Below are 26,466 nucleotides of genomic sequence, written 5' to 3'. Positions count from 1 at the left end.
CGCTTACCACGAGGCTGGCCACGCCATTGTCGGTCGACTGGTGCCTGAGCACGACCCGGTCTACAAGGTTTCGATCATCCCGCGCGGTCGCGCCCTGGGTGTGACCATGTTCCTGCCGGAAGAGGACCGCTACAGCCTGTCCAAGCGCGCGCTGATCAGCCAGATCTGTTCGCTGTACGGTGGCCGTATCGCCGAAGAAATGACCCTGGGCTTCGATGGCGTCACCACCGGTGCGTCCAACGACATCATGCGTGCCAGCCAGATCGCTCGCAACATGGTCACCAAGTGGGGCTTGTCCGAGAAGCTCGGCCCGCTGATGTACGCCGAGGAAGAGGGCGAAGTGTTCCTCGGTCGTAGCGCCGGCAGCCAGCATGCCAGCGTCTCCGGCGAGACCGCCAAGCTGATCGACTCCGAGGTGCGCAGCATCATCGATCAGTGCTACGCCACTGCCAAGCAGTTGCTCATCGAAAACCGCGACAAGCTCGAGGCGATGACCGAAGCGCTGATGAAGTATGAAACCATCGATGCCGATCAGATTGACGACATCATGGCCGGGCGCACCCCACGCGAACCGCGTGACTGGGACGATGACAAGAACTCGGGCACGCCAGCGGCCCAGGATGATCGTCCAGAATCGCCAATCGGCGGCCCGGCAGCTCAACACTAAGGGCATCTATGAGCTCAGTGCAGTACCCGACCCGGTTGCCTTGCGGCAACCGGGTTCTTGATTTGTCACGTACCCATGTCATGGGTATTCTCAATATCACCCCCGATTCCTTCTCCGATGGCGGGCGCTTCAACCAGCGCGACGAGGCCTTGCGCCATGCCGAAGCGATGGTTGCCGCCGGTGCCACGCTGATCGATATTGGCGGCGAATCCACGCGCCCTGGTGCGCGTGCGGTGTCGGTGACCGAGGAGCTGGAACGGGTGGCGCCGATGGTCGAGGCGATCAACAGCCGCCTCGACGTGGTCATATCGGTCGATACTTCCACGCCCGCGGTCATGCGTGAGTCGGCGCGGCTCGGTGCCGGGTTGATCAACGACGTGCGTGCGCTGGAGCGCGATGGCGCCCTCGACGCGGCTGCGGATACCGGGCTGCCGGTGTGCCTCATGCACATGCGTGGCGAGCCGGGCAACATGCAGGATGACCCGCATTACCAGGATGTGACCGCCGACGTTACGCGCTATCTTGAACAGCGTATGGCCGCCTGCGCGGCAGCGGGTATCGACGCGAACAGAATCATTCTTGACCCGGGCTTTGGTTTCGCCAAGACACTGGCGCACAACCTGAGCCTGTTCAAGCACATGGAAGCGCTCTATTGCCTTGGGCGCCCACTGCTGGTGGGCGTTTCGCGCAAGAGCATGATCGGCCTGACGCTGGAACGTCCGGTCGGCGAGCGGTTGTACGGCAGCCTGGCGCTGGCGGCGTTGGCCGTGACCAAGGGGGCAAGCATCCTGCGTGTCCATGACGTGGCCGAAACTGTCGATGTAGTGCGCATGATTGCTGCGGTGCAAAACGCCGAATAAGAACATTGGAGTCCCTATGAGCAGAAAATATTTTGGTACCGACGGCATTCGTGGCCGCGTCGGCGTATACCCGATCACGCCGGACTTCATGCTGAAGCTCGGCTGGGCGGCCGGCATGGCCTTCCGCAAGGCGGGCCACTGCCGGGTGCTGGTGGGCAAGGACACGCGGATCTCCGGCTACATGTTCGAGTCGGCGCTCGAGGCCGGCCTGTCTGCAGCAGGTGCCGATGTGCTGCTGCTCGGACCGATGCCGACGCCGGCCATCGCCTACCTGACGCGCACTTTCCACGCAGAGGCCGGTATCGTCATCAGTGCCTCGCACAATCCGCATGATGACAACGGCATCAAGTTCTTCTCGGGCCAGGGCACCAAGTTGCCGGACGAAGTCGAGCTGATGATCGAGGAGCTGCTCGACCAGCCGATGACCGTTGTCGAGTCGGGTAAGCTGGGCAAGGTTTCGCGCATCAATGACGCCGCCGGCCGCTACATCGAATTCTGCAAGAGCAGCGTGCCGAGCAGCACCAGTTTCGAAGGCCTCAAGCTGGTGGTCGATTGCGCCCACGGCGCCACCTACAAGGTCGCGCCAAGCGTATTCCGCGAGCTGGGTGCCGACGTGACCGTGCTGCACGCCCAGCCGGACGGCCTGAACATCAACGAAGGCTGCGGCTCGACCCATATCGAGTCGCTGCAGGCGGCCGTGCTGGTGGGGCATGCCGACCTCGGTATCGCCTTCGACGGCGACGGCGACCGCGTGCTGATGGTCGACCACACTGGCGCGATCATCGACGGTGACGAGCTGCTGTTCATCATCGCTCGCGACTTGCACAGCCGTGGCAAGCTGCAGGGCGGAGTGGTCGGTACGCTCATGAGCAACCTGGGCCTGGAGCTTGCACTGAAGGACCTGGATATCCCGTTCGTGCGGGCCAAGGTCGGCGACCGGTACGTGATGGCCGAGCTGCTGGAACGTGAGTGGCTGGTCGGTGGTGAAAACTCCGGCCACGTGGTGTGCTGCAACCACACCACCACCGGTGACGCGATCATTGCCGCGCTGCAGGTTCTGATGGCGCTCAAGCGTCGTGGTGAAAGCCTCGCACAGGCCCGCCAGGCCCTGCGCAAGTGCCCGCAGGTACTGATCAACGTGCGCTTTGGGGCGAGCAAGGTCGACCCGCTGGAGCACCCGGCGGTCAAGGAAGCCAGTGCCAAGGTGACCGAAGCGTTGGCCGGTCGTGGCCGTGTGCTGCTGCGCAAGTCCGGGACCGAGCCGTTGGTGCGGGTCATGGTCGAGGGCGAAGACGAAAGCCAGGTGCGCACGCACGCCGAAGCGTTGGCCAAACTGGTCGGCGAAGTTTGTGTCTGAAGGCGCTTGCCAGCGCAGATCTGGTTGGGTAAGATCTGCGCCCACTTTGACCGACGAGGTAAAGCATGCGTCGCCCTATGGTAGCTGGTAACTGGAAGATGCACGGTACCCGCGCTAGCGTCGCTGAGCTGACCGAAGGCTTGAGCAATCTTGCCTTGCCGAGCGAAGTGGAAGTCGCGGTATTTCCACCCGCCTTGTTCATCAATCAAGTGATCGATGGCCTGGCAGGCAAAGAAATTACTGTCGGCGCACAGAATTCTGCTGTACAACCCGAACAGGGTGCGCTGACCGGGGAAGTTGCTCCGGAGCAGCTGGCTGAAGCAGGTTGCAAGTTGGTGTTGGTGGGTCACTCGGAGCGTCGCCAGATCATTGGCGAAACCGACGATGTGCTCAATCGCAAGTTTGCAGCGGCCCAGGCCAAAGGTTTGAAGCCAGTGCTTTGCATAGGGGAGACCCTTGAAGAGCGCGAGGCGGGCAAGACGCTAGAAGTTGTCGGGCGTCAACTAAGCAGTATCATCGAAGCTTTCGGTGTTAAGGCTTTTGCCAATGCAGTAATTGCCTATGAGCCTGTATGGGCCATCGGTACGGGCCTTACGGCCTCGCCACAGCAGGCCCAGGATGTGCACGCCGCCATCCGCGGCCAGCTGGCGGCAGAAGATGCTGAAGTGGCTGCGAAGGTGCAGCTGCTCTACGGCGGCAGCGTGAAGGCGGCCAATGCGGCCGAACTGTTCGGCATGCCGGATATCGATGGGGGGCTCATTGGTGGAGCGTCCCTGAACGCAGACGAATTCGGTGCAATTTGTCGCGCCGCAGGAAACTGAACAAATGCTGGAAACAGTCATCGTCGTTTTTCATCTGTTGGCAGCGCTGTCGCTTGTAGTGCTGGTTCTGTTGCAACAGGGTAAAGGTGCTGAAGCAGGTGCATCTTTCGGCGCGGGTGCCTCAAACACCGTGTTCGGGAGTCAGGGCTCTGCAACGTTCCTAAGTAAATTCACTGCTATACTCGCTGCCACTTTCTTTTTGACAGCACTTGGGTTAGGATACTTCGCGAAGCAACAAGCTCACCAGCTTAGCCAAGCAGGTCTTCCAGATCCAGCAGTGCTAGAAGTGAAAGAGCAGCAAAAGCCGGCAGTTAATGATGATGTACCGGTGCTCCAACAGCAGAAGAGTGAAGTCACCCCTAATACTGGTGATGTACCTCCTCCGGCAGAAGAGCAGAAGTAACGGGTTTCAAGTAGTAGTATTGCCGAGGTGGTGGAATTGGTAGACACGCAACCTTGAGGTGGTTGTGCCCATAGGGTGTAGGGGTTCGAGTCCCCTTCTCGGTACCAATTAAAGCTTGAGAGCCCGCTTTAGCGGGCTTTCTTGTAGGTGATCGTTTGGATTTGACCCTCAACGGGGTTCGGTCTTATACTTTCGCCCCAGCTTTGTCGCGGGGTGGAGCAGCTTGGTAGCTCGTCGGGCTCATAACCCGAAGGTCGTTGGTTCAAATCCAGCCCCCGCAACCAGCTTCAGCGGAGCCCCTTTTCAGGGGCTTTTTGCTAACCGAACAGTTTTCGGCGTCGTTGTCCAACGGCGCTTTCAGGGATGGGCGCTTCGCCCATTTTTTATTTGCACAGCATGCACGAGGGGGTTCAGGTGTCGAGCAAGCTAGAACAGTTGCAGGCCTTGTTGGCCCCGGTGGTCACGGGGTTGGGCTTCGAATGCTGGGGGATTGAATTCGTCTCCCAGGGCAAGCATTCGGTACTACGTGTCTACATCGACAAGGAAGGCGGGATTCTGGTGGACGACTGCGCAGAAGTCAGTCGCCAGGTCAGCAGCGTTCTTGATGTGGAAGATCCGATCAGCTCTGAATATACCCTAGAGGTTTCTTCTCCTGGCATGGAACGCCCGCTGTTCACGCTTGAACAGTTTGCCTCGCATGCCGGCGAACAAGTGAAGATCAAGCTGCGCTCACCCTTCGAGGGTCGTCGTAACTTCCAGGGCCTTCTCCGCGGTGTGGAGGATCAGGATGTGGTGGTCCAGGTGGACGACCAGGAGTTCCTGTTACCGATCGACTCGATCGACAAGGCCAATATTATTCCCAGTTTTGACTGAGACGTGCCGGGCCCGGTGGACTATCCGGGCCCAATGGCTTGCGCAAGGCGAGGCGTACGATGAGCAAAGAAGTACTGCTGGTTGTTGAATCGGTATCCAACGAAAAAGGTGTACCGCCCGGCGTCATTTTCGAAGCGCTGGAAGTGGCCCTGGCCACTGCAACCAAAAAACGTTTTGAAGACGAAGTCGACCTGCGTGTGGAAATCAACCGCCACACCGGTAGCTACGAGACCTTCCGTCGCTGGACCGTGGTCGACGAGGCCGATCTTGATGATCCGGCAATCGAGACCTGGCTCGACAAGATCAAGGACACTCACCCGGAAGCCAAGATCGGTGACGTGATCGAAGAGAAGATCGAGTCCATCGAATTCGGTCGTATCGCCGCCCAGACCGCCAAGCAGGTCATCGTGCAGAAGGTCCGCGAGGCCGAGCGCGCCCAGGTGGTCGACGCCTACCGCGAGCGCGTAGGCGAGATCATCTCCGGTACCGTCAAAAAGGTTACCCGCGACAACGTCATCGTTGACCTGGGCAACAACGCCGAGGCCTTGCTGGCTCGCGAAGATATCATTCCGCGTGAAACCTTCCGGGTCGGCGTGCGCCTGCGTGCACTGCTCAAGGAAATTCGCACGGAAAACCGTGGTCCACAGCTGATCCTGTCGCGCACTGCGCCACAGATGCTGATCGAGCTTTTCCGCATTGAAGTGCCGGAAATTGCCGAGGGCCTCATTGAAGTCATGGCCGCCTCCCGTGATCCGGGATCGCGAGCCAAGATCGCCGTCCGCTCCAAGGACAAGCGCATCGACCCGCAAGGTGCCTGTATCGGCATGCGTGGTTCGCGCGTCCAGGCCGTATCCGGGGAGCTGGGTGGTGAGCGTGTGGATATCGTCCTGTGGGACGATAACCCGGCGCAGTTCGTCATCAACGCCATGTCGCCGGCTGAAGTCGCGGCGATCATCGTTGATGAAGATGCCCATGCCATGGACATCGCCGTCGCCGAAGACAACCTGGCCCAGGCCATTGGCCGTGGCGGTCAGAACGTTCGCCTGGCCAGTCAGTTGACTGGCTGGACCCTGAACGTGATGACCGAGAAGGACATCCAGGCCAAGCAGCAGGCCGAAACCGGTGACATCCTGCGCAATTTCATTGATGAACTGGAAGTCGACGAGGAGCTGGCCCAAGTGCTGGTCGACGAAGGCTTCACCAGCCTCGAAGAAATTGCCTACGTACCGTTGGAAGAAATGCTCAACATCGATGGCTTTGACGAAGATATCGTCAATGAGCTCCGCGCTCGAGCCAAGGACCGTTTGTTGACCAAGGCCATCGCTACCGAAGAAAAACTGGCAGACGCCCACCCGGCCGAAGACCTGCTCTCCCTTGAGGGCATGGACAAGGACCTGGCGGCTGAACTGGCGGTGCGCGGCGTGGTTAACCGCGAAGACCTGGCCGAGCAGTCGATCGACGATCTGCTCGACATCGACGGCATCGACGAAGAGCGTGCCGGCAAGTTGATCATGGCCGCCCGAGCCCATTGGTTCGAGTAATTAGGCGCGGCCTGAGGAGAGAAGTGCATGACGCAAGTCACGGTGAAAGAACTGGCCCAAGAGGTCGAGGCACCGGTAGAGCGCCTGCTGCAGCAGATGCGTGAGGCAGGTCTGCCGCACACCGACGCCGGTCAGGTAGTGACCGACAATGAGAAGCAGACCCTGCTGACTCATTTGAAGAGCAGCCACAAGAGCAAGGCGGAAGAGCCGCGCAAGATTACCTTGCAGCGCAAAACCACCAGCACCCTGCGTGTCGCCGGTAGCAAGAGCATCAGCGTAGAAGTACGCAAGAAGAAAGTATTCGTGCAGCGCAGCCCGGAAGAAATCCAGGCTGAGCAGAAGCGAGAGCAGGACGAGCGCCGCGCGGCTGAAAACGCCGCTCGCGACAAGGTTGACGCCGACGTTCGCCAGCGCAACGAAGAGCAGGCTCGCCGTCAGGCAGCAGAAGCCCCTGCTGCTGCCCCGGCAGCCGCCGCCAAGCCAGCTGCAGCCGCGGCTCCGGCCCCGGTAGTCGCTGACGCACCGGCGTCCGAAGACGCTGCAGCCCGTGCTGCCGAGCGCAAGAAGGACGAGACCCGTCGCAACGAAAGCCGTACTCGCGATGACGACCGTCGTCGCGGCGAGGCTCCGCGTGTGTCGATCAAGGTCAAGGTCAAGGAGAAGGAAAAAGCGCCGACTCCACGTGCCGCTCCGCGCACCACCGACGAAGAGAGCGATGGCGCTCGTCGTGGTCGTGGTGGCAAGGGCAAGCTGAAGAAGCGCAACCAGCACGGCTTCCAGAACCCGACTGGTCCGGTCATTCGTGACGTGACCATCGGCGAGACCATCACGGTCTCCGAACTGGCCAACCAGATGTCCGTCAAGGGCGCCGAAGTGGTCAAGTTCATGTTCAAGATGGGTACTCCGGTCACCATCAACCAGGTGCTCGACCAGGAAACCGCTCAGCTGATCGCAGAAGAGCTGGGTCACAAGGTCACCCTGGTCAGCGATACCGCCCTGGAAGATTCCCTGGCCGAATCGCTGAAGTTCGAAGGCCAGACCGAGTCGCGCGCCCCGGTCGTTACCGTCATGGGTCACGTTGACCACGGCAAGACCTCGCTGCTCGACTACATCCGTCGTGCCAAGGTTGCCGCTGGCGAAGCCGGTGGTATCACCCAGCACATCGGTGCCTACCACGTGGAAACCGACCGCGGCATGGTCACCTTCCTCGATACCCCAGGTCACGCTGCGTTTACCCAGATGCGTGCCCGTGGTGCCAAGGCTACCGACATCGTCATCCTGGTGGTGGCGGCGGACGACGGCGTGATGCCGCAGACCCGTGAAGCCGTACAGCATGCCAAGGCAGCTGGCGTCCCACTGGTTGTAGCAGTGAACAAGATCGACAAGCCGGGTGCCGACCTCGATCGCATCCGTAACGAACTGTCGGTTGAAGGCGTGACCTCCGAGGAATGGGGTGGTGACACGCCGTTCGTCAAGGTTTCGGCGAAGATGGGTACCGGTGTCGACGAGCTGCTTGAAGCCGTCCTGCTGCAGGCCGAAGTGCTTGAGCTGACCGCCACTCCGACCGCTCCTGGTCGTGGTGTCGTCGTCGAATCGCGCCTGGACAAGGGCCGTGGCCCGGTGGCTACCATCCTGGTTCAGGACGGTACCCTGCGTCAGGGCGACATGGTCCTGTGCGGCTCCAACTATGGCCGCGTACGTGCCATGCTCGACGAGAACGGCAAACCTGTGAAGGAAGCCGGCCCGTCGATCCCGGTCGAGATTCTCGGCCTGGACGGTACCCCGGAAGCCGGTGACGAGCTGTCCGTGGTTGCCGACGAGAAGAAAGCCCGTGAAGTTGCCCTGTTCCGTCAAGGCAAATACCGCGAGGTCAAGCTGGCCCGTGCTCACGCCGGCAAGCTGGAAAACATCTTCGAGACCATGGGTCAGGAAGAGAAGAAGACCCTCAACATCGTCCTCAAGACCGATGTACGTGGTTCCCTGGAAGCGTTGAACGGCTCGCTCGGCAGCCTGGGCAACGATGAAGTCCAGGTGCGCGTGATCGGTGGTGGCGTTGGTGGTATCACCGAGAGCGACGCCAACCTGGCGCTGGCTTCGAATGCAGTACTGTTCGGCTTCAACGTGCGTGCCGATGCCGGCGCGCGCAAGATCGTCGAGCAGGAAGGTCTGGATATGCGTTACTACAACGTGATCTACGACATCATCGAAGACGTCAAGAAGGCCCTGACCGGCATGCTGGGCAGCGATGTTCGCGAGAACATCCTGGGTGTCGCGGAAGTGCGTGACGTGTTCCGTTCGCCGAAGTTCGGCGCCATCGCTGGCTGTATGGTCATCGAGGGTACCGTGTACCGCAACCGTCCGATCCGCGTACTGCGCGAGGACGTTGTGATCTTCGAAGGCGAGCTGGAATCGCTGCGTCGCTTCAAGGACGATGCTGCCGAAGTGCGTAATGGCATGGAGTGCGGTATTGGCGTCAAGAGCTACAACGACGTCAAGGTCGGCGACAAGATCGAAGTCTTCGAGAAAGTCCAGGTGGCTCGTACCCTTTAAGGGCGAGCTTGCCGCCAAACCCCGCCCTACGGCGGTTGGCGGCACCTTTACAGGTAGCGCCCGGTCAGGCATCAGCTTGACCGGGCGTTTGCCGCTTTAAGTTACAGGTAGCAAGAATGGCCAAAGAATATAGCCGTACCCAACGTATTGGCGATCAGATGCAGCGCGAGCTGGCCGAGCTGATCCGTCGCGAAGTCAAGGACCCACGTGTCGGCCTGGTGACCATCACTGCCGTGGACGTCAGCCGTGACCTGGGCCATGCCAAGGTGTTCATCACCGTCATGGGCGAGGAAACCCCGGACGCCGTGCAGCAGTCGCTGAAGGCACTGAACAGCGCTGCCAGCTTCCTGCGCCTGCACCTGGGCCGCTCGATGCAACTGCGCAGCGTGCCGCAGCTGCACTTCCACTTCGATGAAAGTGTCAGCCGTGGCGTGCACCTGTCGGCGCTGATCGAGCGTGCAGTGGCCGAAGACCGCCTGCACCAAGGTACCGACGAGCCGGACACCAAGGAGTAAGCGGTGGCCCAGGTCAAACGTATCCGCCGCAACGTCAGCGGCATCATCCTGCTGGACAAGCCGCTGGGCTTCACCTCCAACGCCGCGCTGCAAAAAGTGCGCTGGCTGCTGAACGCGGAAAAGGCCGGCCACACCGGTAGCCTCGACCCGCTGGCAACCGGTGTGCTGCCGCTGTGCTTCGGCGAAGCGACCAAGTTTTCGCAGTACTTGCTCGATTCCGACAAGGGCTACGAAACCGTCATGCAGATGGGCCAGACTACCAACACCGGCGATGCCGAAGGTGAAGTGCTGCAGACCCGCGACGTGACCGTTGGTCGCGCCGACATCGAAGCGCTGCTGCCACGTTTTCGCGGCCCGATCAGCCAGATACCGCCGATGTACTCGGCGCTCAAGCGCGACGGCCAGCCGCTGTACAAGCTGGCACGTGCAGGAGAGGTAGTGGAGCGCGAGGCGCGTTCTGTTACTATTAACCGGCTGGAGTTGCTCGAGTGCGAAGGCACCCGTGCACGGTTGACCGTAGGATGCAGCAAAGGCACCTATATCCGCACCCTGGTGGAGGATATTGGCGAGGCTCTTGGCTGCGGCGCCTATGTAGCCGAGCTGCGCAGGACCCAGGCCGGGCCCTTCGCGCTGGCGCAAACCGTCACCCTCGAAGAACTCGAGCAGGCCCATGCCGACGGCGGCAACGAAGCGCTTGATCGCTTCCTCATGCCATCGGACAGCGGGTTGCAGGATTGGCCAATGGTCAGCCTGTCCGAGCACAGTGCGTTCTACTGGCTGCATGGCCAGGCGGTACGCGCACCGGACGCGCCACAATTCGGCATGGTCCGGGTACAGGATCACAACGCACGCTTCATCGGTATCGGTGAAGTGAGCGAAGACGGGCGCATTGCGCCGCGTCGACTGATTCGGTCGGAATGACCGATACCACCCGGGGCGGCTCGAGCCGGTCCGGGCGGAACCGAGGATGGCTGTCAGTAGGCACGGTCACACCTCATTTATTAATACAGGGTTCGTCCCTGGCCTATTGGACCCCGCTTGCGGGATCCGTGTAATTGGAGTTGCCTCATGGCCCTCAGCGTTGAAGAAAAAGCTCAAATCGTTACCGACTACCAGCAAGCTGCTGGCGACACTGGTAGCCCGGAAGTTCAGGTTGCTCTGCTGACCGCGAACATCAACAAACTGCAAGGCCACTTCAAGGCCAACGGTAAAGACCACCACTCGCGTCGTGGCCTGATCCGCATGGTTAACCAGCGTCGTAAGCTGCTGGACTACCTGAAGGGCAAAGACACCACTCGTTACAGCGCCCTGATCGGTCGCCTGGGCCTGCGTCGCTAATAGCGGCCTGGTCAGTGGTGTGCATGGCGTGTCTCATGCATTGGCAACGTTGCCTTGCAGCGTTGTCTTTGAGCACGCCATGCGTATCTGCGAGGCTGGCAGCCTGGTGATGTCGAGCGGTTCTACCGCTCGGCAGCCAGGCTCCCGGCCTCGTGTTGTATCTGGACGGTCAATGGGGCCGATTCCCCGTTCTGCCCAAGAATTCGCAAGAAACCAGTTCCCCCAGAGCCACTGAAAAAAGGTAGGAAACCGTGAACCCGGTAATCAAGACTTTCCAGTTCGGTCAATCGACCGTTACTCTCGAAACGGGCCGTATCGCCCGTCAGGCAACCGGCGCCGTGCTGGTTACCGTCGACAACGACGTCACCGTGCTGGTGACTGTGGTAGGCGCCAAACAGGCTGATCCAGGCAAGGGTTTCTTCCCGCTGTCGGTTCACTACCAGGAAAAGACCTACGCCGCCGGCAAGATCCCGGGTGGCTTCTTCAAGCGTGAAGGCCGTCCTTCCGAGAAAGAGACGCTGACCTCGCGCCTGATCGACCGTCCGATCCGTCCGCTGTTCCCAGAAGGCTTCATGAACGAAGTGCAGGTTGTCTGCACCGTGGTTTCCACCAGCAAGAAGACCGACCCGGACATCGCTGCGATGATCGGTACCTCGGCTGCGCTGGCCATCTCCGGTATTCCGTTCGAAGGCCCGATCGGCGCCGCCCGTGTTGCTTTCCACGAGAGCACCGGCTACCTGCTGAACCCGACCTACGAGCAACTGGCTGCCTCGAGCCTGGACATGGTCGTTGCCGGTACTTCCGACGCTGTGCTGATGGTTGAGTCGGAAGCTCAAGAGCTGACCGAAGACCAGATGCTGGGCGCCGTACTGTTCGCCCACGACGAATTCCAGGCTGTTATCCAGGCCGTCAAGGAGCTGGCTGCAGAAGCTGCCAAGCCTACCTGGGACTGGAAGCCTGCCGTCGCCAACACCGAACTGTTCAACGCCATCCGCGCCGAGTTCGGCGAAGGCGTTTCGCAGGGCTACACCATCACCGTCAAGGCTGACCGCTATGCGCGCCTGGGCGAGCTGCGTGATCAGGCCATCGCCAAGTTCTCGGGTGAAGAAGGCCAGCCTTCGGCTTCCGAAGTGAAAGAAATCTTCGGCGAAATCGAATACCGCACCGTTCGCGAAAACATCGTCAACGGCAAGCCACGTATCGACGGCCGCGACACCAAGACCGTTCGCCCTCTGAACATCGAAGTCGGCGTTCTGCCGAAAACCCACGGTTCGGCGCTGTTCACCCGTGGCGAAACCCAGGCCCTGGTCGTCGCGACCCTGGGTACTGCGCGTGATGCCCAGCTGCTGGACACCCTCGAAGGCGAGAAGAAAGACCCCTTCATGCTGCACTACAACTTCCCGCCGTTCTCGGTAGGTGAGTGTGGCCGCATGGGCGGTGCTGGCCGTCGCGAAATCGGTCACGGCCGCCTGGCTCGCCGTTCGGTACAGGCCATGCTGCCTGCGGCCGACGTGTTCCCGTACACCATCCGTGTGGTGTCGGAAATCACCGAATCCAACGGTTCCAGCTCCATGGCTTCGGTCTGTGGTGCTTCCCTGGCGCTGATGGATGCGGGCGTGCCGATGAAGGCACCGGTTGCCGGTATCGCCATGGGCCTGGTCAAGGAAGGCGAGAAGTTCGCAGTCCTCACCGACATCCTGGGTGACGAAGACCACCTGGGCGACATGGACTTCAAAGTTGCCGGTACCGCCAAAGGTGTTACTGCGCTGCAGATGGACATCAAGATCAACGGCATCACCGAAGAGATCATGGAAATCGCCCTGGGCCAAGCCCTGGAAGCGCGCCTGAACATCCTCGGCCAGATGAACCAGATCATTGGCCAGTCGCGTACCGAGTTGTCGGCCAACGCCCCGACCATGATCGCGATGAAGATCGACACCGACAAGATCCGTGACGTCATCGGCAAAGGCGGCGCCACCATTCGCGCCATCTGTGAAGAGACCAAGGCTTCGATCGATATCGAAGACGACGGCTCGATCAAGATCTTCGGCGAAACCAAGGAAGCGGCGGAGGCTGCCAAGCAGCGCATCCTGGGTATCACCGCCGAGGCCGAGATCGGCAAGATCTACGTCGGCAAGGTCGAGCGCATTGTCGACTTCGGCGCCTTCGTCAACATCCTGCCGGGTAAAGATGGCCTGGTGCACATCTCCATGCTGAGCGATGCTCGCGTCGAGAAAGTGACCGACATCCTGAAAGAAGGCCAGGAAGTTGAAGTACTGGTACTGGACGTGGACAACCGCGGCCGTATCAAGCTGTCGATCAAGGACGTCGCCGCTGCCAAGGCATCGGGCGTCTAAGCGACTGCCAGGCAACAGGAAAAGGGCTCTTCGGAGCCCTTTTTTTATGCGCGACAGGGAACCTTTTGCGGACTTGCATCTTGCATGCAGGTTTACCGCGCAGGTTGCAAAATGCACGACACCTTGAACCTCGGCGATCAGCTAACTCATTGATTTATAAGTAAATAATCAAAGAGTAAAAGCTGGCACAGCCCATGCAACTACCTTCATACCTGCCGCCAGGACATACGGCGCAGACCTTTCGAAAAACAGGAGTGACACACATGAAGAAGTTCGCCATTGCTGCTGCTACTGCCACCGCTCTGACCCTGACCATGGCTAACGCGGCATTCGCCCAGCAAACCACCCAGGCCCCGATGACGCTGGCCGCCGGTGAGGTGACCCAAGCCAAGGAAGCGACCTCTGACACTTGGATCACCACCAAGGTCAAAGCCGACCTGATGACCGAGAAAGGTGTGCCTGGCAGCGACATCAAAGTGGAAACGAATAAAGGTGTCGTGTCGCTGTCGTCCGACATGAAAGTGACTGAGGCCCAGAAAGAGATGGCAGTTGCCATCACCAAGAAGATCAAAGGCGTACAAGCCGTATCGGCTGATGGCCTGAAGTCCGAATAAGGATTGTCCCGACGGCCAAATGGATTTGGCCACCATCCCTGGAAGGGGCCGCATTGCGGCCCCTTCTTCGTTTTCAGTACACCGGGTTGCGCGCTACGACGTCGCTCTCGATGCACTCCTGGCTGACGATGAGCGGCTCCACCAGCGGGCGGCTATCCCGGTAATGCGCGGTCTGGGTATGCGCCTCATAGGCCGCATCATCGCGGTAGATTTCGTACAGGTAGATGACCTGCGGGTCGACGCGATCCTGCGACACGTCGAACACCAGGCATCCAGGCTCGGTGGCGACAGAGGCAGCGGCATTGACCTTGATCGCGGTCAGAAAATCCTCGACGCAACCTGGCTTTATACGGGTCTTGATAAACAGGCTATACACAAGTCGCTCCTTATGTTTTAAATTCAGGAATGAATTGTATACAAAAATGGAGCTTCGCTGATGTCCGAATTGCCTGCACGCCCCGGTCGCCTGAATGGCCTGCGCCATATTGCCCTGCTGGTCCCCAACCTTGAGGAGTGTGAGCGTTTCTACGTCGATGTGCTGGGAATGGAAGTGCTCAACCGCGCCAACGAGGACCTGGTGTACCTCACCTGCGGTAACGACAACCTGTCGCTGGGGCGTGGGGCAGGGGCAGCCAATGGGCTGCAGACCCTGGACCACTATGGTTTCATCGTGGATAGCGTGGAGGAGCTGGAGGCCTGGTATGCGTACTTCAAGGCCCTGGGCGTGACCTTGCTGGATCGGCCGTTCAACCATGGTGACGGGGCGCGCAGCTTCCACCTGCTGGACCCGGCGGGGAACAAGGTACAGCCGCTGTATCATCCGGCGGTGTCCGGGCAGCGGCTGGTCTGAAGCCTGGATTCAGCCGCTGCCACAGGCTTGCTGATTACTCGGCATCCAGATGCATCGGCGTTACCACCCGCCCATCGCTTTCAGGCTGCCCCAGGCTGGTATCGATGAAATACACCCGGTCATCTTCCAGCTTGCCTTTGTCCACCAGGTAATCCTTGATGCTGCTGGCCCGCTCCTGGCCAAGGGTGCGTAGCAGCGCGGTACTTTCGGCCCAGGACTTGATCACCGCTTCGCGCAGCTTGGCCGTACGCTCGTCACGGCCCAGTTGTTCCCAGTCAGCCGGCGGTTGCTGCTTCAGGCGGGTGCGGTAGATGCCTTCGAGCATTGCCGGCTTGTCGCTGTCGTCGACCACCAGCAGCGAGGCATTGGCCGGCACCTTGTCGCCCCGGCGCTGCAGGATCTTGTACCAGGTAGCCTGATATTCACGCTCCAGCCGCTGCTCGGCGATCAGCGGGCCATCGCTGGCCTGTGCGCTGGTGCCTTCGATTTCCAGGCGCAGCGCCGGGCGCTCCTTCAGCGCCGCCGCCAGCTTGTCGAGGGACGCCTGGGCGTCGCCGCCGAGCTCGCTGGAGCCCGGGGCGAACGCCACGCTGCCGAGGTCTTCCGAGCCACCGCCGGTAATCAGCCCGCCAATGAACTTGAACGGCGCCTGCGCCGCGCGCAGCACCAGGTTGCGCAAAGTTTGCCAGACAATCGGCATCACGCTGAACTGCGGGTTGTTGAGGTCACCGGTTACCGGCAGTTCGATCGAGATCTTGCCCTCGGTATCCTTCAGCAGCGCCACGGCCAGGCGGATCGGCAGGTCGACCGCGTCCGGGCTGTCGACCTTCTCGCCCAGTTGCAGCTGCTCTACCACCACCTTGTTCTCGGCCTTGAGCTGGCCGTTGGTGATCAGGTAGTGCAGGTCGAGGTTGAGCCGCCCCTTGCGGATGCGGAAGCCTGCGAACTTGCCGGAGTAGGGCGTCAGCGTGGTCAGCTCGACGCGCTTGAAGCTGGTGGCGATGTCCAGGCTGGCCAGCGGGTTGAACGGGTTCAGGGCACCCTTGATGGTCACGGGTGCATAGCGGTCGACCTTGCCCTTGATGTCGACCTTGGCCGGTACTGCCTTGCGGTTGTCGATGGTGCCGATCTGGCCGTTGAGCTGCTGCACGGCCGTGGCGAAGTTGGGTGTGAGTGACAGATCGGCGAAGTTGGCCGAACCGTCGTTGATGTCTATCTGGCCAATGTGGATGCCCAATGGCTTGCTGCTGCCAGCAGCAGCCGGCTTGGCCTGACTGCTCGCCGGGGCGCCTGCCGGCTGCGGGATCAGCAGGTCATTGACGTTGGTGGTGCGGTCTTCATTGATGATGAAGCGCGCATAAGGCTGCAGCAGGGTCACCTTGTCGATCGACAGCGCATCGCCGTGTACATAGGCCAGGCCGTCGACATTGACCTGCTGCCATTTGACGAAGTCGCGGCTCTTGATGGTGTCGAGGGTATGCAGCTGGTTGACCTGTGCCTTGCCGGTGACAGTGAAGGCAAGCGGGGCGGTGTTCTTCAGGTCGACCTTGAGGTCGCTGGCGAGCATGCCGCTGCGCAGTTCCAGCAGAATGAACGGACTGATGTAGGGCTGGGCTACCCGCAGGTCGATGTCGCGGGTGCTGACATCCAGCTTGGCCCATACCGGTGCCAGGTTGACCTGGCCGGCTGCCTGCAGCTTGCCCTGTTTACCTACGCCGCTGTCGAGCTTGAGGGTGAAGGGCGACTGGTTGAGACTGTCGAAACCTTGCAGGTCCGCGTTGAGCGGGCCGACGTCGAGGGCAACCGGCTCTTTTTGCGAACGGTCGGCCAGGTGCACCATGTAGTTACGCAGCTGTACGTCCTTGAGCAGCACCTGCCAAGGTTTGCTGGGCTCTTTGGCAGCTTTCTGTTCAGGCGTGGGCTCGGCGGCAGCCGGCTCGGCCTTTTCCTTCGGCGTGGCCTTGGCCGGCTGGCTGGCAAACAGCTTCTGCCAGTCGAGCTGGCCGTCTTTTTCCAGCGCGGCCCAGGTTTCGAGTTTTTCGCTGCGGATCTTGCCCACGGTCACCCGCTGCTTGACCAGGTCGACGGAGGTCTCGCGGACCTCCAGGCTGGCCAGGCGGGCCAGCGGGCGGCCATCCGGTGCCTTGATGGCGAACGGCGCAATGCGCACGGAGGCATTGTCCAGCAGCAACTCGGTCTGTTTGGCGAGGTTGAGCTTGTAATGCGTATCGAGGCTGACAATGCCTTCTTCCAGCACCAGCGGCACGGCATCGCGCACGTAGGGCCAGAACGCCTTCATCTTGGCGTCGGTGACCTTCAAGGTGCCCTCGGAGGCGATCGGCGACAGGCTCAAGGTGCCGTTCCAGTCAATGCGACCGCCGTTAGGGCCGTTGGCTACGAGGGTCATGTCGGCATTGTCGTCGGGCAAGGTGCTGAGGTTTTTCAGCTCCAGGTTCATGTTGTCGTACAGGAACTCGATCGGCTCGCTCGGGCGCTGGTCGGCGAAGTGCAGGTAACCCTCACTGAGCTTGATGCTGCCGATGCGCAGCGGAAACGGGTCGCTGGGCGGCTCGTCAGCTTTGGCTTGGTTGGCCGGCAGCTTGAACAGCCCTGTCAGGTTCAGGGCCCCGTCCTTGGCGAACAGCACTTCGGTGCGGGGTTTGTCGAGTTCGACCGCTTCCAGGTGCAGGGCGCGGGTCCACAGGCTGTCGAGCGAGAGGTTGGCGTACAGGCGCTCGAAGGCGACCTGTTCCTTGCCTGGCTCGCCGAGCTGCAGGCCCCACAGCGTCAGCTCGAGGCTGAAGGGGTTGAACTCGATGCGTTCGAGATGCGCCGGCACGGTCGCGTACTGGGCCAACTGCTGATTGGCAATACGCAGCGCGACACCAGGAAGAATGAGAAAGCCGAGCAGGCTGTAGAGGGCTACGAGGGCCACGATTGCGCCAGCGGCGCGAGTCAATCCTTTGTACATGTGTCGCTTCGTCTGTCTAAGCAGGAGTGCTTGGAGTATGGCAGGTTAAATCAGTTCCGCTGGGACGGTAGCTGGTGTCATTCGATACCCATGCGCCGCTTGGCCCGATGCGCCGAGCCGTCGCGCATGGCCCAGCGCAGCACTGGCGCGGTGCGTTGCAGGCCCAGGCGGATCAGGCGCCGCTGCAAGGGGCCGTGCTGCAGGCCGAGCATCGCCTGGCCCCAGCCCGGCAGCAGGTCGATGCCGGCGTGCAGCATCAGCTTGCCCACCGGTTGCGCCAGGCGGCTGGGGGCAGGGGCATCAAGCAGAATCTGCATTACCTCGTGGCTGCGCGCATCGCAGTGCAGCTGCGGGCGCATGCGTTGCAGGTAATCTTCGACCTGCTGGCACGAACGCGGCACGTCACGGGCGCCAAGGCGCTCGGCGATCAATGCAATTTCGTTGTAATAGGCATCCTGCTCGGCACGCGAAAGGTGCGGGTTGCGGTAACGCAGGTGGGCAGCGAGAAAGCTGCTGACCTCCGCCACATGCACCCAGGTGAGCAAATCTGGGTCGCTGGCTGCATAGGGACGGCCATCCGGCGCGGTGCCGGTGACCTGGAGGTGAATCGTGCGCACCTTGTCGATCAGCCATTCGGCATCGCCAGTGGCGCCGAAGGTGGTGCCGGAGATGAACTGGCTGGTACGGCGCAGCCGGCCGAGCAAGTCCTGACGGAAATTGGAGTGGTCCCACACGCCAGCCAGGGCCAGCGGATGCAGCAACTGCAGCATCAGCGCGCTGATGCCGCCGACCAGCATGCTCGGGAAGTCCCCGTGCACGCGCCAGCTGATGCTGTGCGGGCCGAACAGGCCTGGGTCGCCCTTGGGCGATTCCAGGTCGAGCTGGCCTAGGGCCAGCCCGGTGAGGCTCATGACCTGGGTTTCGATGCGGCGGCGGAGGGCTTCCATGGCGACCTGTCGTGCAGGGCGGCCAGGGACTGCGGCCGCCGGTTACTGGTTGAGGCGTTTGTCGATCAGGCCCTGCACCACGCTGGGGTCGGCCAGGGTCGAGGTATCGCCCAGGTTGTCCAGCTCGTTGCAGGCGATTTTGCGCAGTATACGCCGCATGATCTTGCCTGAGCGTGTCTTGGGTAACGCCGGCGCCCACTGGATCAGCTCGGGCTTGGCGAAACTGCCGATTTCCTTGCTGACCAGGGCTAGCAGTTCGGCCTTGAGCCCGTCGTCGGGGGTTACTCCGTTCATCGGTGTGACGAAGGCGTACACGCCCTGGCCCTTGAGGTCGTGGGGGTAACCGACCACCGCTGCTTCGGCGACGCTGTCATGCAGCACCAGCGCGCTTTCGACTTCAGCAGTGCCTATCCGGTGACCGGAAACGTTGATCACATCGTCGACCCGTCCAGTGATCCAATAGTCGCCATCGGCATCGCGGCGGGCCCCGTCACCGGTGAAGTAATAGCCGGGCATCGGCTTGAAGTAGGTATCGACCATGCGCTGGTGGTCGCCATAGACGCTACGGATCTGCCCGGGCCAGCTGGCCTTGATTGCCAGCAGGCCTGCGCCGGGGCCTTCGATCAGCTGGCCTTTTTCGTCCAGAAGAACCGGCTGCACGCCAAACATCGGCTGTGTGGCGCAGCCGGGCTTCAGCGTCTGCGTACCTGGCAATGGCGTAAGCATGATGCCGCCGGTTTCGGTCTGCCACCAGGTATCGACGATGGGGCAACGCTGCTGCCCGACTTCCTCGAAGTACCACTCCCAGGCTTCGGGGTTGATCGGTTCGCCAACACTGCCCAGCAAGCGCAGGCTTTTGCGCGAGGTACTTTGCAGCGGCCCGGAACCTTCGCGCATCAGCGCCCGCAGCGCAGTCGGGGCGGTATAGAAGATGTTCACCTGGTGCTTGTCCACGACCTGCCAGAACCGCGAGGTATCCGGGTAGTTGGGTACGCCTTCGAACATCAGCGAGATTGCGCCATTGGCCAGCGGGCCATAGACGATGTAGCTGTGGCCGGTGACCCAGCCGACGTCGGCCGTGCACCAGAACACTTCGCCTTCGCGGTAATCGAACACCACCTTGAAGGTCATCGTCGCCTGCAGCAGGTAGCCGCCGGTGGTGTGCAGGACGCCTTTGGGTTTGCCGGTGCTGCCGGAGGTATAAAGAATGAACAGTGGGTCTTCAGCCTCCATCGGCTCTGGCTCGCAGTCATCGCCGGCGTTTGCCGTCGCCTGGTCATACCAGAGGTCGCGGCCTTCGGCCCAGGCAACTTCACCACCGGTGCGGCGCACCACGAATACGCTGCTGACAGCAGGGCAACTGGCCAGGGCCTGGTCGACGTTCTGTTTCAGCGGGACGCGCTTGCCGCCGCGCACGCCTTCATCTGCGGTGATCACTGTGCGGCAGTCTGCATCGAGGATGCGGTCACGCAGGGCGTCAGGGGAGAAACCGCCGAACACCACCGAGTGGATGGCGCCGATGCGGGTGCAAGCGAGCATGGCGAAGGCGGCTTCGGGGATCATGGGCATGTAGATGCATACCCGGTCGCCTTTTTTAACCCCGCGTGCTTTCAGGGCGTTGGCCAGGCGGCAGACCTGGCGATGCAGCTCGCGGTAAGTAATGGCCTTGGAGTCGTTGGGGTCGTCGCCTTCCCACAGCAGGGCGGTCTGTTCGCCGCGCTGGGCCAGGTGGCGGTCGATGCAGTTGTAGCTGACGTTGAGCTGGGCCCCGTCGAACCAGCGCGCCTGGCCAGTGTGCAGGTCACATTGCTGCACGCTCGACCAGGGTTTGATCCAGTCCAGGCGCTTGGCTTGCTCGGCCCAGAAGGTGTCGGGGTCGTCGACCGACTGGCGGTACAGGCGGTGGTATTCGTCGAGGGTGAGGATGGCGGACTGGCTGACGGCCAGCGCCTGGGGATAGTTGCGGATATCGAACATGGCGGGTGGTCCTGCTCTTGTGAGGGGCGAGGGACTGCAACGGCTATTCGATAGGACAGTGTAGCTGGGAGGGGTGTTCAACCCATACCGGCCTCTTCACGGGGTTAACCGCAAAGAGGCCGGTACAGGCTTTGGATCACCCGCGGTGACGGCTGCGGAAGTAGTTGATCAGGCCTTGGGTGGAGCCATCTTCGGCGCTGTCTTCAAGGCTGCCGACCAAGCGCTGGTACACGCCCTTGCCCAGCTCCTTGCCCAGCTCCACGCCCCACTGGTCGAAGGCATTGATACCCCAGATCACGCTCTGCACGAACACCTTGTGCTCGTACATCGCCACCAGCGCGCCCAGGCGGCGCGGGCTGATGCGCTCGACCACCAAGGTGTTGCTCGGGCGGTTGCCCGGGATCACCTTGTGCGGGGCCAGCTTTTCGATGTCCGCTTCGTTCAGCCCTTTGCCGCGCAGTTCGGCTTCGGCTTCTTCGCGGGTCTTGCCCTGCATCAGCGCCTGGCTCTGCGACAGGCAATTGGCGTACAGCCACTGGTGATGGTCGGCCACCGGGTTGAAACTCACTACCGGCACAATGAAGTCGGCCGGAATCAGCTGGGTACCCTGGTGCAGCAACTGGTGGTAGGCATGCTGGCCGTTACAGCCGACGCCGCCCCAGATAACCGGGCCGGTGTCAGTCTTCACCGGGCTCCCGTCCTGCAGCACGCTCTTGCCGTTGGACTCCATGTCCAGCTGCTGCAAGTGCTTGGTGATGTTGCGCAGGTAGTGGTCGTACGGCAGGATCGCGTGGCTGTTCGCGCCCCAGAAGTTGCCATACCACACGCCCAGCAGGGCCAGCAGCACCGGCATGTTCTTGTCGAACGGCGCGGTCTGGAAGTGCTGGTCCATGGTGTGCGCACCCGACAGCAGCTCTTTGAAGTTGGCCGTGCCGATGGCCAGGGCAATCGGCAAGCCGATGGCCGACCACAGCGAGTAGCGCCCGCCCACCCAGTCCCACATCGGGAAGATGTTCTCCTCGCGGATACCAAAGGCCACGGCGGCGGCCTTGTTGCTGGAAACGGCGATGAAGTGGCGGTACAGCTCGGCTTCCGAGCCGCCCTGGGCCAGGTACCAGGTGCGTGCGGCCATGGCGTTTTTCAGGGTCTCGAGGGTGTTGAACGACTTTGACGAGACGATGAACAGGGTGGTTTCGGCGCGCAGGTTGGCCGACAGTTCGTGGAACTCGCTGCCGTCGATGTTCGCCAGGTAGTGGCAGCGCACGCCGCGCTGGGCGTAGGGCAGCAGCGCCTCGGATACCAGCTCGGGGCCAAGGAACGAGCCGCCAATGCCGATGTTGACCACGTCGGTGATGGGTTTTTCGCTGTAGCCACGCCACAGGCCGTCGTGAATGCGGCCGACCAGTTCGGTGATCTGGTTCAGCACCTTGTGCACTTCCGGCATCACGTTCACGCCGTTGACGCTGAGCTTGTCACCCACGGGCCTGCGCAGGGCGGTGTGCAGTACCGGGCGGCCTTCGGAGGCGTTGATGATTTCGCCGCTGAACATCGCCTTGATGGCGTCCTGCAGGCCCACCTCGTTGGCCAGGTTTACCAGCAGGTCGCGGCTTTGTTCGGTGATGAGGTTTTTCGAGTAATCGAGGAACAGGCCGCAGCAGCTCAGGGAGAACTGGTCGAAGCGTTGGGCATCGGCGGCGAAGGCTTCGCGCATGGTGAAGCCTTGCATGGCGTCGCGGTGTTGCTGAAGCGCCTGCCAGGCGGGCAGGGCCGTCACATCGTGGGGTGTACGGTAATACGCCATTGCGCGGGGTTCCCTTGGTGCGTGGTGATGCCTTGGACAAGGCACTCATTGCCGGGTTCAGGCTGGCATCATTATAGGCAAAGGGTTGGCGCTGGGAATGGGTAGCGCTGGGGGATTTTGGAGGGGCTGCTCCTACGAACGCGATCTCCTGTAGGAGCAGCCTTGTGCTGCGAATGGGCTGCGAAGCAGCCCCAGGCCGTCAAGCGGTCTTTTCTTCCAGATGCAGGTACAGGTTGTCGATCAATCGTGTGTTACCCAGGTACGCCGCAGCAATTACCACCAGGTCCCGGTCATCTATAGCCGCCGGACGCAAGGTCAGTGCATGGCGTACTTCCAGGTAGTCGGAACGGAACCCGGCAGCGCTCAGCTGTGCCTGGCCTTGCGCAACCAGCGCGGCAAAGTCTCGTTGGCCCCGAACGATGCCTGCCGCGATCTGCTGCAGGGTGCGATACAGTGCTGGTGCTGCCATACGCTGCTCCGGTGTGAGGTAGCCATTGCGCGACGAAAGCGCCAGGCCATCTTCTGCCCGCACGGTAGGCTCGCCGATGATCTGGATCGGCATGTTCAAGTCGCGGACCATGGCGCGGATCACCGCCAGCTGCTGGAAATCCTTTTCGCCGAACACCGCAAGGTCTGGCTGGACCATGTTGAACAGCTTGCTGACCACGGTGGCCACGCCTTCGAAATGCCCCGGCCGGCTGGCACCGCACAGGCCTTGGGAAAGGTGGGGCACACTGACCCGGGTTTGCACGCTCATGCCGTCGGGGTACATCTCTTCCACGGTCGGCGCAAACAGCAGGTTGCAGCCTGCCTGCAGCAGGCGCTCCTGATCCGCGGCCAGGGTGCGCGGGTAGGTGTCGAGGTCTTCGTTGGCGCCAAATTGCAAAGGGTTGACGAAGATGCTGGCGACCACGAAATCGGCGCGCTGCGCGGCCTTGGTCACCAGCGCAGCGTGGCCGCTGTGCAGGTTGCCCATTGTCGGCACGAAGCCGATGCGCTTGCCTTCACCGCGGGCGCGGGCTACCGCTGCGCGCAGTTCGCGGACGGTCTTGACTGTATTCATGCGCTGAACCCGTGTTCGCTACCTGGGAAGCTGACCTGCTTGACCGCCTCGACGTAGGCGACGAGGGCGCTGTGGATATCCGGCTGGCCTTGCATGAAGTTCTTCACGAACTTGGGTACCCGGCCGCTCAGCGACAGGCCAAGCATGTCGTGCAGCACCAGCACCTGGCCATCTGTGGCGCTACCGGCGCCAATGCCGATCACCGGGATGCCCACGGCATTGGTAATTTCTGCCGCCAGTTCGCTGGGCACGCATTCAAGCAGCAGCATCGCCGCGCCTGCTTGTTCCAGGGCGATGGCGTCGGCGCGCATTTGCCGCGCCTGGGCTTCCTGGCGACCTTGTACCTTGTAGCCGCCCAGCACGTTGACGGTTTGCGGGGTGAGGCCCATGTGCGCGCACACCGGCACACCACGCTCGGCCAGCAGGCGAATGGTTTCGGCCAGCCACGCAGCGCCTTCGATCTTGACCATATGGGCGCCAGCCTGCATCAGCGTCGCGCTGTTGGCAAAGGCCAGTTCGGCAGTGGCGTGCGCCATGAACGGCAGGTCGGCGAGGATCAGCGCGCCGTCGTTGCCGCGTTTGACGCTGGCGGTGTGGTAGGCCATGTCCACCGTGGTGACTGGCAAGGTGCTGTCGTGGCCCTGCAGGACCATCCCCAGCGAGTCGCCCACCAGCAACACTTCGACACCGGCCTGGCTGGCGGCCTTGGCGAAGGTCGCGTCGTAGCAGGTCAGCATGGTGATTTTTTCACCCTTGGCCTTGAGGCCATTGAGGGTGGTCAGGGTTACTTCGGGCATGTAGGAAATTCCTCGTTCAGGCGCTGTAAAAAACGACTGCAATCAACGCGTGTAGTCATCTTCCGGAGCGGCACATCATCGCGTGTGATGTTCGGGTACAGGTCCGTCCGGGCCTAAATACGGGTATGCGGCACATTGGTGCCACACGGGACGCCTATAGTCGTGAGCGAGGTGGGGGAAGTCAATCACCCTGTTACCGCATTGTTACGATCAGGGTGTTACTGGCGTTACCGTGCCAGACCGGATGCCTGGAGTGCCCGGTTTACAGGCGTTCCAGGCCGACCAACGGGCAGTCGTCAAGCAATTGCGCAAGGGCACGGCCATCGGCCAGGCAAAAATCCTCCGGCACCAGTTCGGCCAGCGGGTACAGCACGAAAGGGCGGGCGTGCATGTGGTAATGCGGCACTTTCAGGCGTGGCTCGTCGAGCACCTGGTCGCCGAACAGCAGCACGTCGAGGTCCAGCGTGCGCGGGCCCCAGCGCTCCTTGCGCACCCGGCCCTGGGCGTTTTCGATGGCCTGCAGCGCATCGAGCAGGGCCAATGGCGCCAGGCTGGTATCCAGGGCGGCGACAGCGTTGGTGTAGCGCGGCTGGCCCGGCAACAGCGAGTCACTGGTATACAGGGCCGAAGCCGCCACCAGGCGCGTGCCGTCAACCTGGTCAAGCGCCTGCAAGGCGCTGCGCAGCTGCTCGGCAGGTGCGTCCAGGTTGCTGCCCAGGCCGATATAGGCGCGGGTAGTCACTCGAACGCCTCGTCGCCGCTGCGCTTGCGTTTGCTGCCGCTGCGCTTGCGTTTGCGCGGGCCGGCACCGGTGCCTTCGTCACGGCTGCCCAGCTCGCGAATCATCTCGCGGCGTTCGCTGTCGTTGGCATCCTGGTAGTCGGTCCACCACTGGCCGAGATCGTCGGTTTCCTCGCCGGCGCTTTCACGCAGTAGCAGGAAGTCGTAACCGGCGCGGAAGCGAGGGTTGTCCAGCAGCATGTCGGCGCGTTTGCCGCTGCGACGTGGCAGGCGCTCCTGCATGTCCCAGATTTCGCGGATCGGCAAGGTGAAGCGCTTGGGGATGGCGATGCGTGCGCACTGTTCGGCGATCAGGTCGTGGGCTGCACCGTTCATGGCCGGGATCGGCGGCACACCCTGGTTCTGCAGGTGCAGCACACGGGCCGGCAGGGCTGGCCACAGCAGCGCGGCGAACAGGAACGCTGGCGTTACCGGTTTGCCCTGCTTCACACGCAGGTCGGTATTCTGCAGTGCCTGGCTGATCAGCGTGTGGGTGTAGGTAGGGCGCTCTTCCAGGGCGTGTGCACTGGCCGGGAACAGCGGCTCGAACAGGTCCAGGTCGACCAGCATTTCGAAGGCCATGGCCCCCTGGCCGGAAAGGAACAGCTTGAGGCACTCTTCGAACAGGCGCGCTGGCGGAATTTCGCGCAGCATCGGGGCCAGTTCGCGGATAGGCTTGAACGTGTGCTTCTCGATGCCGAAGTCCAGCTTGGCCGCGAAACGCACTGCGCGCAGCATGCGCACCGGGTCTTCCTGGTAGCGGTGAGTAGGGTCACCGATCAGGCGCAGCAGGCGATTGCGCACGTCGTGCACACCGTTGGCGTAATCGAGAATGCGCTCGCTGACCGGGTCGTAGTAGAGGGCGTTGATGGTGAAGTCGCGGCGTTGCGCGTCTTCTTCCAGGGTGCCGTACACGTTGTCACGCAGGATGCGGCCACTGGCATTGTGCGACGAACGGTGGCTGTCGCCCTCGTCGTCCTCCGAATGGTGGGCGCGGAAGGTGGCGACTTCGATGATGTCACGGCCGAAATGGACGTGAACCAGCTTGAAGCGGCGACCGATGATGCGCGCATTGCGGAACTCGGCACGGACCTGTTCGGGGGTGGCGCTGGTAGCCACGTCGAAATCTTTCGGCGTGATGCCCAGCATCAGGTCGCGGACACAGCCACCGACCAGGTAAGCCTGATAGCCGGCGCTTTGCAGGCGCTCCACGATGTTTACCGCATGGCGGCTGAACTGGTGGCGCTGCAGCGAGTGCTGGCTCTTGTTGATCACCTCAGGCGTAGTGCGCCTGTGGTGCTGGCCCGGTACGGGCGGGCGGAACGACTGGAACAGCTTCTTCAGCATGGGATGCACTGTTTGAAGGAATGTTCGGCCAAGAATA

The 26,466-nt window shown here is 61.9% G+C and carries 22 protein-coding genes, 2 tRNA genes and 1 pseudogene; 16 read left to right on the top strand and 9 right to left on the bottom strand.

Annotation, left to right across the window (positions count from 1 at the left end):
* The 15 genes and pseudogenes from HP546_RS07045 to HP546_RS06975 all read left to right on the top strand — a co-directional run.
* Positions 1-667, top strand: a pseudogene (locus HP546_RS07045) (ATP-dependent metalloprotease); the annotation flags it as partial.
* 8 nt (positions 668-675) lie between these two features.
* Positions 676-1,527: a dihydropteroate synthase gene (gene folP, locus HP546_RS07040; protein WP_172221628.1), complete on the top strand. Its 852-nt coding sequence runs from the start codon at positions 676-678 to the stop codon at positions 1,525-1,527.
* A gap of 16 nt (positions 1,528-1,543) precedes the next feature.
* On the top strand, positions 1,544-2,884 hold the full coding sequence (glmM, locus tag HP546_RS07035; protein WP_172221625.1) for a phosphoglucosamine mutase: 1,341 nt from the start codon (positions 1,544-1,546) through the stop codon (positions 2,882-2,884).
* A 65-nt stretch (positions 2,885-2,949) separates the two neighbouring features.
* A complete protein-coding gene (gene tpiA / locus HP546_RS07030) occupies positions 2,950-3,705 on the top strand; it encodes a triose-phosphate isomerase (protein ID WP_172221622.1) in 756 nt (251 codons plus the stop codon).
* Between the two features lie 4 nt (positions 3,706-3,709).
* Entirely contained in the window at positions 3,710-4,108 is a 399-nt protein-coding gene (secG, locus tag HP546_RS07025; protein WP_172221619.1) for a preprotein translocase subunit SecG, read from the top strand.
* 21 nt (positions 4,109-4,129) lie between these two features.
* Positions 4,130-4,215 (top strand) — tRNA-Leu (locus HP546_RS07020).
* A 100-nt stretch (positions 4,216-4,315) separates the two neighbouring features.
* A tRNA-Met gene (locus tag HP546_RS07015) sits at positions 4,316-4,392 on the top strand.
* A gap of 130 nt (positions 4,393-4,522) precedes the next feature.
* The gene (gene rimP, locus HP546_RS07010) at positions 4,523-4,981 is read left to right on the top strand and encodes a ribosome maturation factor RimP (RefSeq protein WP_172221631.1); all 459 of its coding nucleotides are present in this window, start codon (positions 4,523-4,525) and stop codon (positions 4,979-4,981) included.
* 59 nt (positions 4,982-5,040) lie between these two features.
* Positions 5,041-6,522 (top strand): transcription termination factor NusA, encoded by a 1,482-nt coding sequence (nusA, locus tag HP546_RS07005; RefSeq protein WP_016489167.1) that lies wholly within the window; start codon positions 5,041-5,043, stop codon positions 6,520-6,522.
* A 27-nt stretch (positions 6,523-6,549) separates the two neighbouring features.
* Positions 6,550-9,072: a translation initiation factor IF-2 gene (gene infB / locus HP546_RS07000; RefSeq protein WP_172221616.1), complete on the top strand. Its 2,523-nt coding sequence runs from the start codon at positions 6,550-6,552 to the stop codon at positions 9,070-9,072.
* Between the two features lie 116 nt (positions 9,073-9,188).
* A complete protein-coding gene (gene rbfA / locus HP546_RS06995; RefSeq protein ID WP_172221613.1) occupies positions 9,189-9,587 on the top strand; it encodes a 30S ribosome-binding factor RbfA in 399 nt (132 codons plus the stop codon).
* Between the two features lie 3 nt (positions 9,588-9,590).
* Complete coding sequence (truB, locus tag HP546_RS06990; RefSeq protein ID WP_172221610.1) at positions 9,591-10,508, top strand: tRNA pseudouridine(55) synthase TruB; 918 nt, start codon at positions 9,591-9,593, stop codon at positions 10,506-10,508.
* Between the two features lie 147 nt (positions 10,509-10,655).
* The gene (gene rpsO, locus HP546_RS06985) at positions 10,656-10,925 is read left to right on the top strand and encodes a 30S ribosomal protein S15 (protein ID WP_016489163.1); all 270 of its coding nucleotides are present in this window, start codon (positions 10,656-10,658) and stop codon (positions 10,923-10,925) included.
* A gap of 251 nt (positions 10,926-11,176) precedes the next feature.
* Complete coding sequence (gene pnp / locus HP546_RS06980) at positions 11,177-13,282, top strand: polyribonucleotide nucleotidyltransferase (RefSeq protein WP_043202562.1); 2,106 nt, start codon at positions 11,177-11,179, stop codon at positions 13,280-13,282.
* A gap of 263 nt (positions 13,283-13,545) precedes the next feature.
* Positions 13,546-13,896 carry a BON domain-containing protein gene (locus HP546_RS06975; RefSeq protein WP_172221607.1) on the top strand — a complete coding sequence of 117 codons (351 nt, stop codon included), beginning with the start codon at positions 13,546-13,548 and terminating at the stop codon, positions 13,894-13,896.
* A 73-nt stretch (positions 13,897-13,969) separates the two neighbouring features.
* On the opposite strand, the gene HP546_RS06970 is transcribed toward HP546_RS06975, so the two are convergent.
* Positions 13,970-14,272 (bottom strand): putative quinol monooxygenase, encoded by a 303-nt coding sequence (locus HP546_RS06970; RefSeq protein ID WP_172221604.1) that lies wholly within the window; start codon positions 14,270-14,272, stop codon positions 13,970-13,972.
* 60 nt (positions 14,273-14,332) lie between these two features.
* On the opposite strand from HP546_RS06970, the gene HP546_RS06965 reads away from it, so the two are divergent.
* Positions 14,333-14,746, top strand: a complete 414-nt coding sequence (locus HP546_RS06965; RefSeq protein WP_172221602.1) for a VOC family protein — start codon at positions 14,333-14,335, stop codon at positions 14,744-14,746.
* 34 nt (positions 14,747-14,780) lie between these two features.
* Here the strand turns inward: HP546_RS06965 and HP546_RS06960 are convergent, their stop codons facing one another.
* The 8 genes from HP546_RS06960 to HP546_RS06925 all read right to left on the bottom strand — a co-directional run bounded on the left by HP546_RS06960 (position 14,781) and on the right by HP546_RS06925 (position 26,429).
* Positions 14,781-17,717 (bottom strand): DUF748 domain-containing protein, encoded by a 2,937-nt coding sequence (locus tag HP546_RS06960; protein WP_172221599.1) that lies wholly within the window; start codon positions 17,715-17,717, stop codon positions 14,781-14,783.
* Between the two features lie 77 nt (positions 17,718-17,794).
* Complete coding sequence (locus HP546_RS06955) at positions 17,795-18,664, bottom strand: oxygenase MpaB family protein (RefSeq protein WP_172221596.1); 870 nt, start codon at positions 18,662-18,664, stop codon at positions 17,795-17,797.
* 42 nt (positions 18,665-18,706) lie between these two features.
* Complete coding sequence (gene acs, locus HP546_RS06950) at positions 18,707-20,641, bottom strand: acetate--CoA ligase (protein ID WP_172221593.1); 1,935 nt, start codon at positions 20,639-20,641, stop codon at positions 18,707-18,709.
* A 136-nt stretch (positions 20,642-20,777) separates the two neighbouring features.
* Entirely contained in the window at positions 20,778-22,442 is a 1,665-nt protein-coding gene (gene pgi / locus HP546_RS06945; RefSeq protein WP_172221590.1) for a glucose-6-phosphate isomerase, read from the bottom strand.
* Between the two features lie 199 nt (positions 22,443-22,641).
* Positions 22,642-23,505 (bottom strand): pantoate--beta-alanine ligase, encoded by an 864-nt coding sequence (gene panC / locus HP546_RS06940; protein ID WP_172221587.1) that lies wholly within the window; start codon positions 23,503-23,505, stop codon positions 22,642-22,644.
* Positions 23,502-24,302: a 3-methyl-2-oxobutanoate hydroxymethyltransferase gene (panB, locus tag HP546_RS06935; protein WP_172221584.1), complete on the bottom strand. Its 801-nt coding sequence runs from the start codon at positions 24,300-24,302 to the stop codon at positions 23,502-23,504. The genes panC and panB overlap by 4 nt, the downstream gene beginning before the upstream one ends.
* 262 nt (positions 24,303-24,564) lie before the next feature.
* Positions 24,565-25,044, bottom strand: coding sequence for a 2-amino-4-hydroxy-6-hydroxymethyldihydropteridine diphosphokinase (folK, locus tag HP546_RS06930; RefSeq protein WP_172221581.1), 480 nt, complete (start codon positions 25,042-25,044; stop codon positions 24,565-24,567).
* Complete coding sequence (locus tag HP546_RS06925) at positions 25,041-26,429, bottom strand: polynucleotide adenylyltransferase PcnB (RefSeq protein WP_172221578.1); 1,389 nt, start codon at positions 26,427-26,429, stop codon at positions 25,041-25,043. Before HP546_RS06925 ends, folK begins: the two co-directional genes overlap by 4 nt.
* Between the last annotated feature and the right edge of the window lie 37 nt (positions 26,430-26,466).

This window comes from Pseudomonas sp. CM25 (assembly GCF_013179705.1).
In the GTDB taxonomy this organism is placed as follows: Bacteria; Pseudomonadota; Gammaproteobacteria; order Pseudomonadales; family Pseudomonadaceae; genus Aquipseudomonas.
Note: the sequence above shows the minus strand (reverse complement) of the source record. Positions and strands in the feature narration are given on the sequence as shown.

Coding starts and splice junctions, on each gene's coding strand:
- folP (WP_172221628.1), top strand. CDS start 676: ATGAGCTCAGTGCAGTACCCGACCCGGTTGCCTTGCGGCAACCGGGTT.
- glmM (WP_172221625.1), top strand. CDS start 1,544: ATGAGCAGAAAATATTTTGGTACCGACGGCATTCGTGGCCGCGTCGGC.
- tpiA (WP_172221622.1), top strand. CDS start 2,950: ATGCGTCGCCCTATGGTAGCTGGTAACTGGAAGATGCACGGTACCCGC.
- secG (WP_172221619.1), top strand. CDS start 3,710: ATGCTGGAAACAGTCATCGTCGTTTTTCATCTGTTGGCAGCGCTGTCG.
- nusA (WP_016489167.1), top strand. CDS start 5,041: ATGAGCAAAGAAGTACTGCTGGTTGTTGAATCGGTATCCAACGAAAAA.
- infB (WP_172221616.1), top strand. CDS start 6,550: ATGACGCAAGTCACGGTGAAAGAACTGGCCCAAGAGGTCGAGGCACCG.
- rbfA (WP_172221613.1), top strand. CDS start 9,189: ATGGCCAAAGAATATAGCCGTACCCAACGTATTGGCGATCAGATGCAG.
- rpsO (WP_016489163.1), top strand. CDS start 10,656: ATGGCCCTCAGCGTTGAAGAAAAAGCTCAAATCGTTACCGACTACCAG.
- HP546_RS06975 (WP_172221607.1), top strand. CDS start 13,546: ATGAAGAAGTTCGCCATTGCTGCTGCTACTGCCACCGCTCTGACCCTG.
- HP546_RS06965 (WP_172221602.1), top strand. CDS start 14,333: ATGTCCGAATTGCCTGCACGCCCCGGTCGCCTGAATGGCCTGCGCCAT.
- HP546_RS06960 (WP_172221599.1), bottom strand. CDS start 17,717: ATGTACAAAGGATTGACTCGCGCCGCTGGCGCAATCGTGGCCCTCGTA.
- HP546_RS06955 (WP_172221596.1), bottom strand. CDS start 18,664: ATGGAAGCCCTCCGCCGCCGCATCGAAACCCAGGTCATGAGCCTCACC.
- acs (WP_172221593.1), bottom strand. CDS start 20,641: ATGTTCGATATCCGCAACTATCCCCAGGCGCTGGCCGTCAGCCAGTCC.
- pgi (WP_172221590.1), bottom strand. CDS start 22,442: ATGGCGTATTACCGTACACCCCACGATGTGACGGCCCTGCCCGCCTGG.
- panC (WP_172221587.1), bottom strand. CDS start 23,505: ATGAATACAGTCAAGACCGTCCGCGAACTGCGCGCAGCGGTAGCCCGC.
- panB (WP_172221584.1), bottom strand. CDS start 24,302: ATGCCCGAAGTAACCCTGACCACCCTCAATGGCCTCAAGGCCAAGGGT.
- HP546_RS06925 (WP_172221578.1), bottom strand. CDS start 26,429: ATGCTGAAGAAGCTGTTCCAGTCGTTCCGCCCGCCCGTACCGGGCCAG.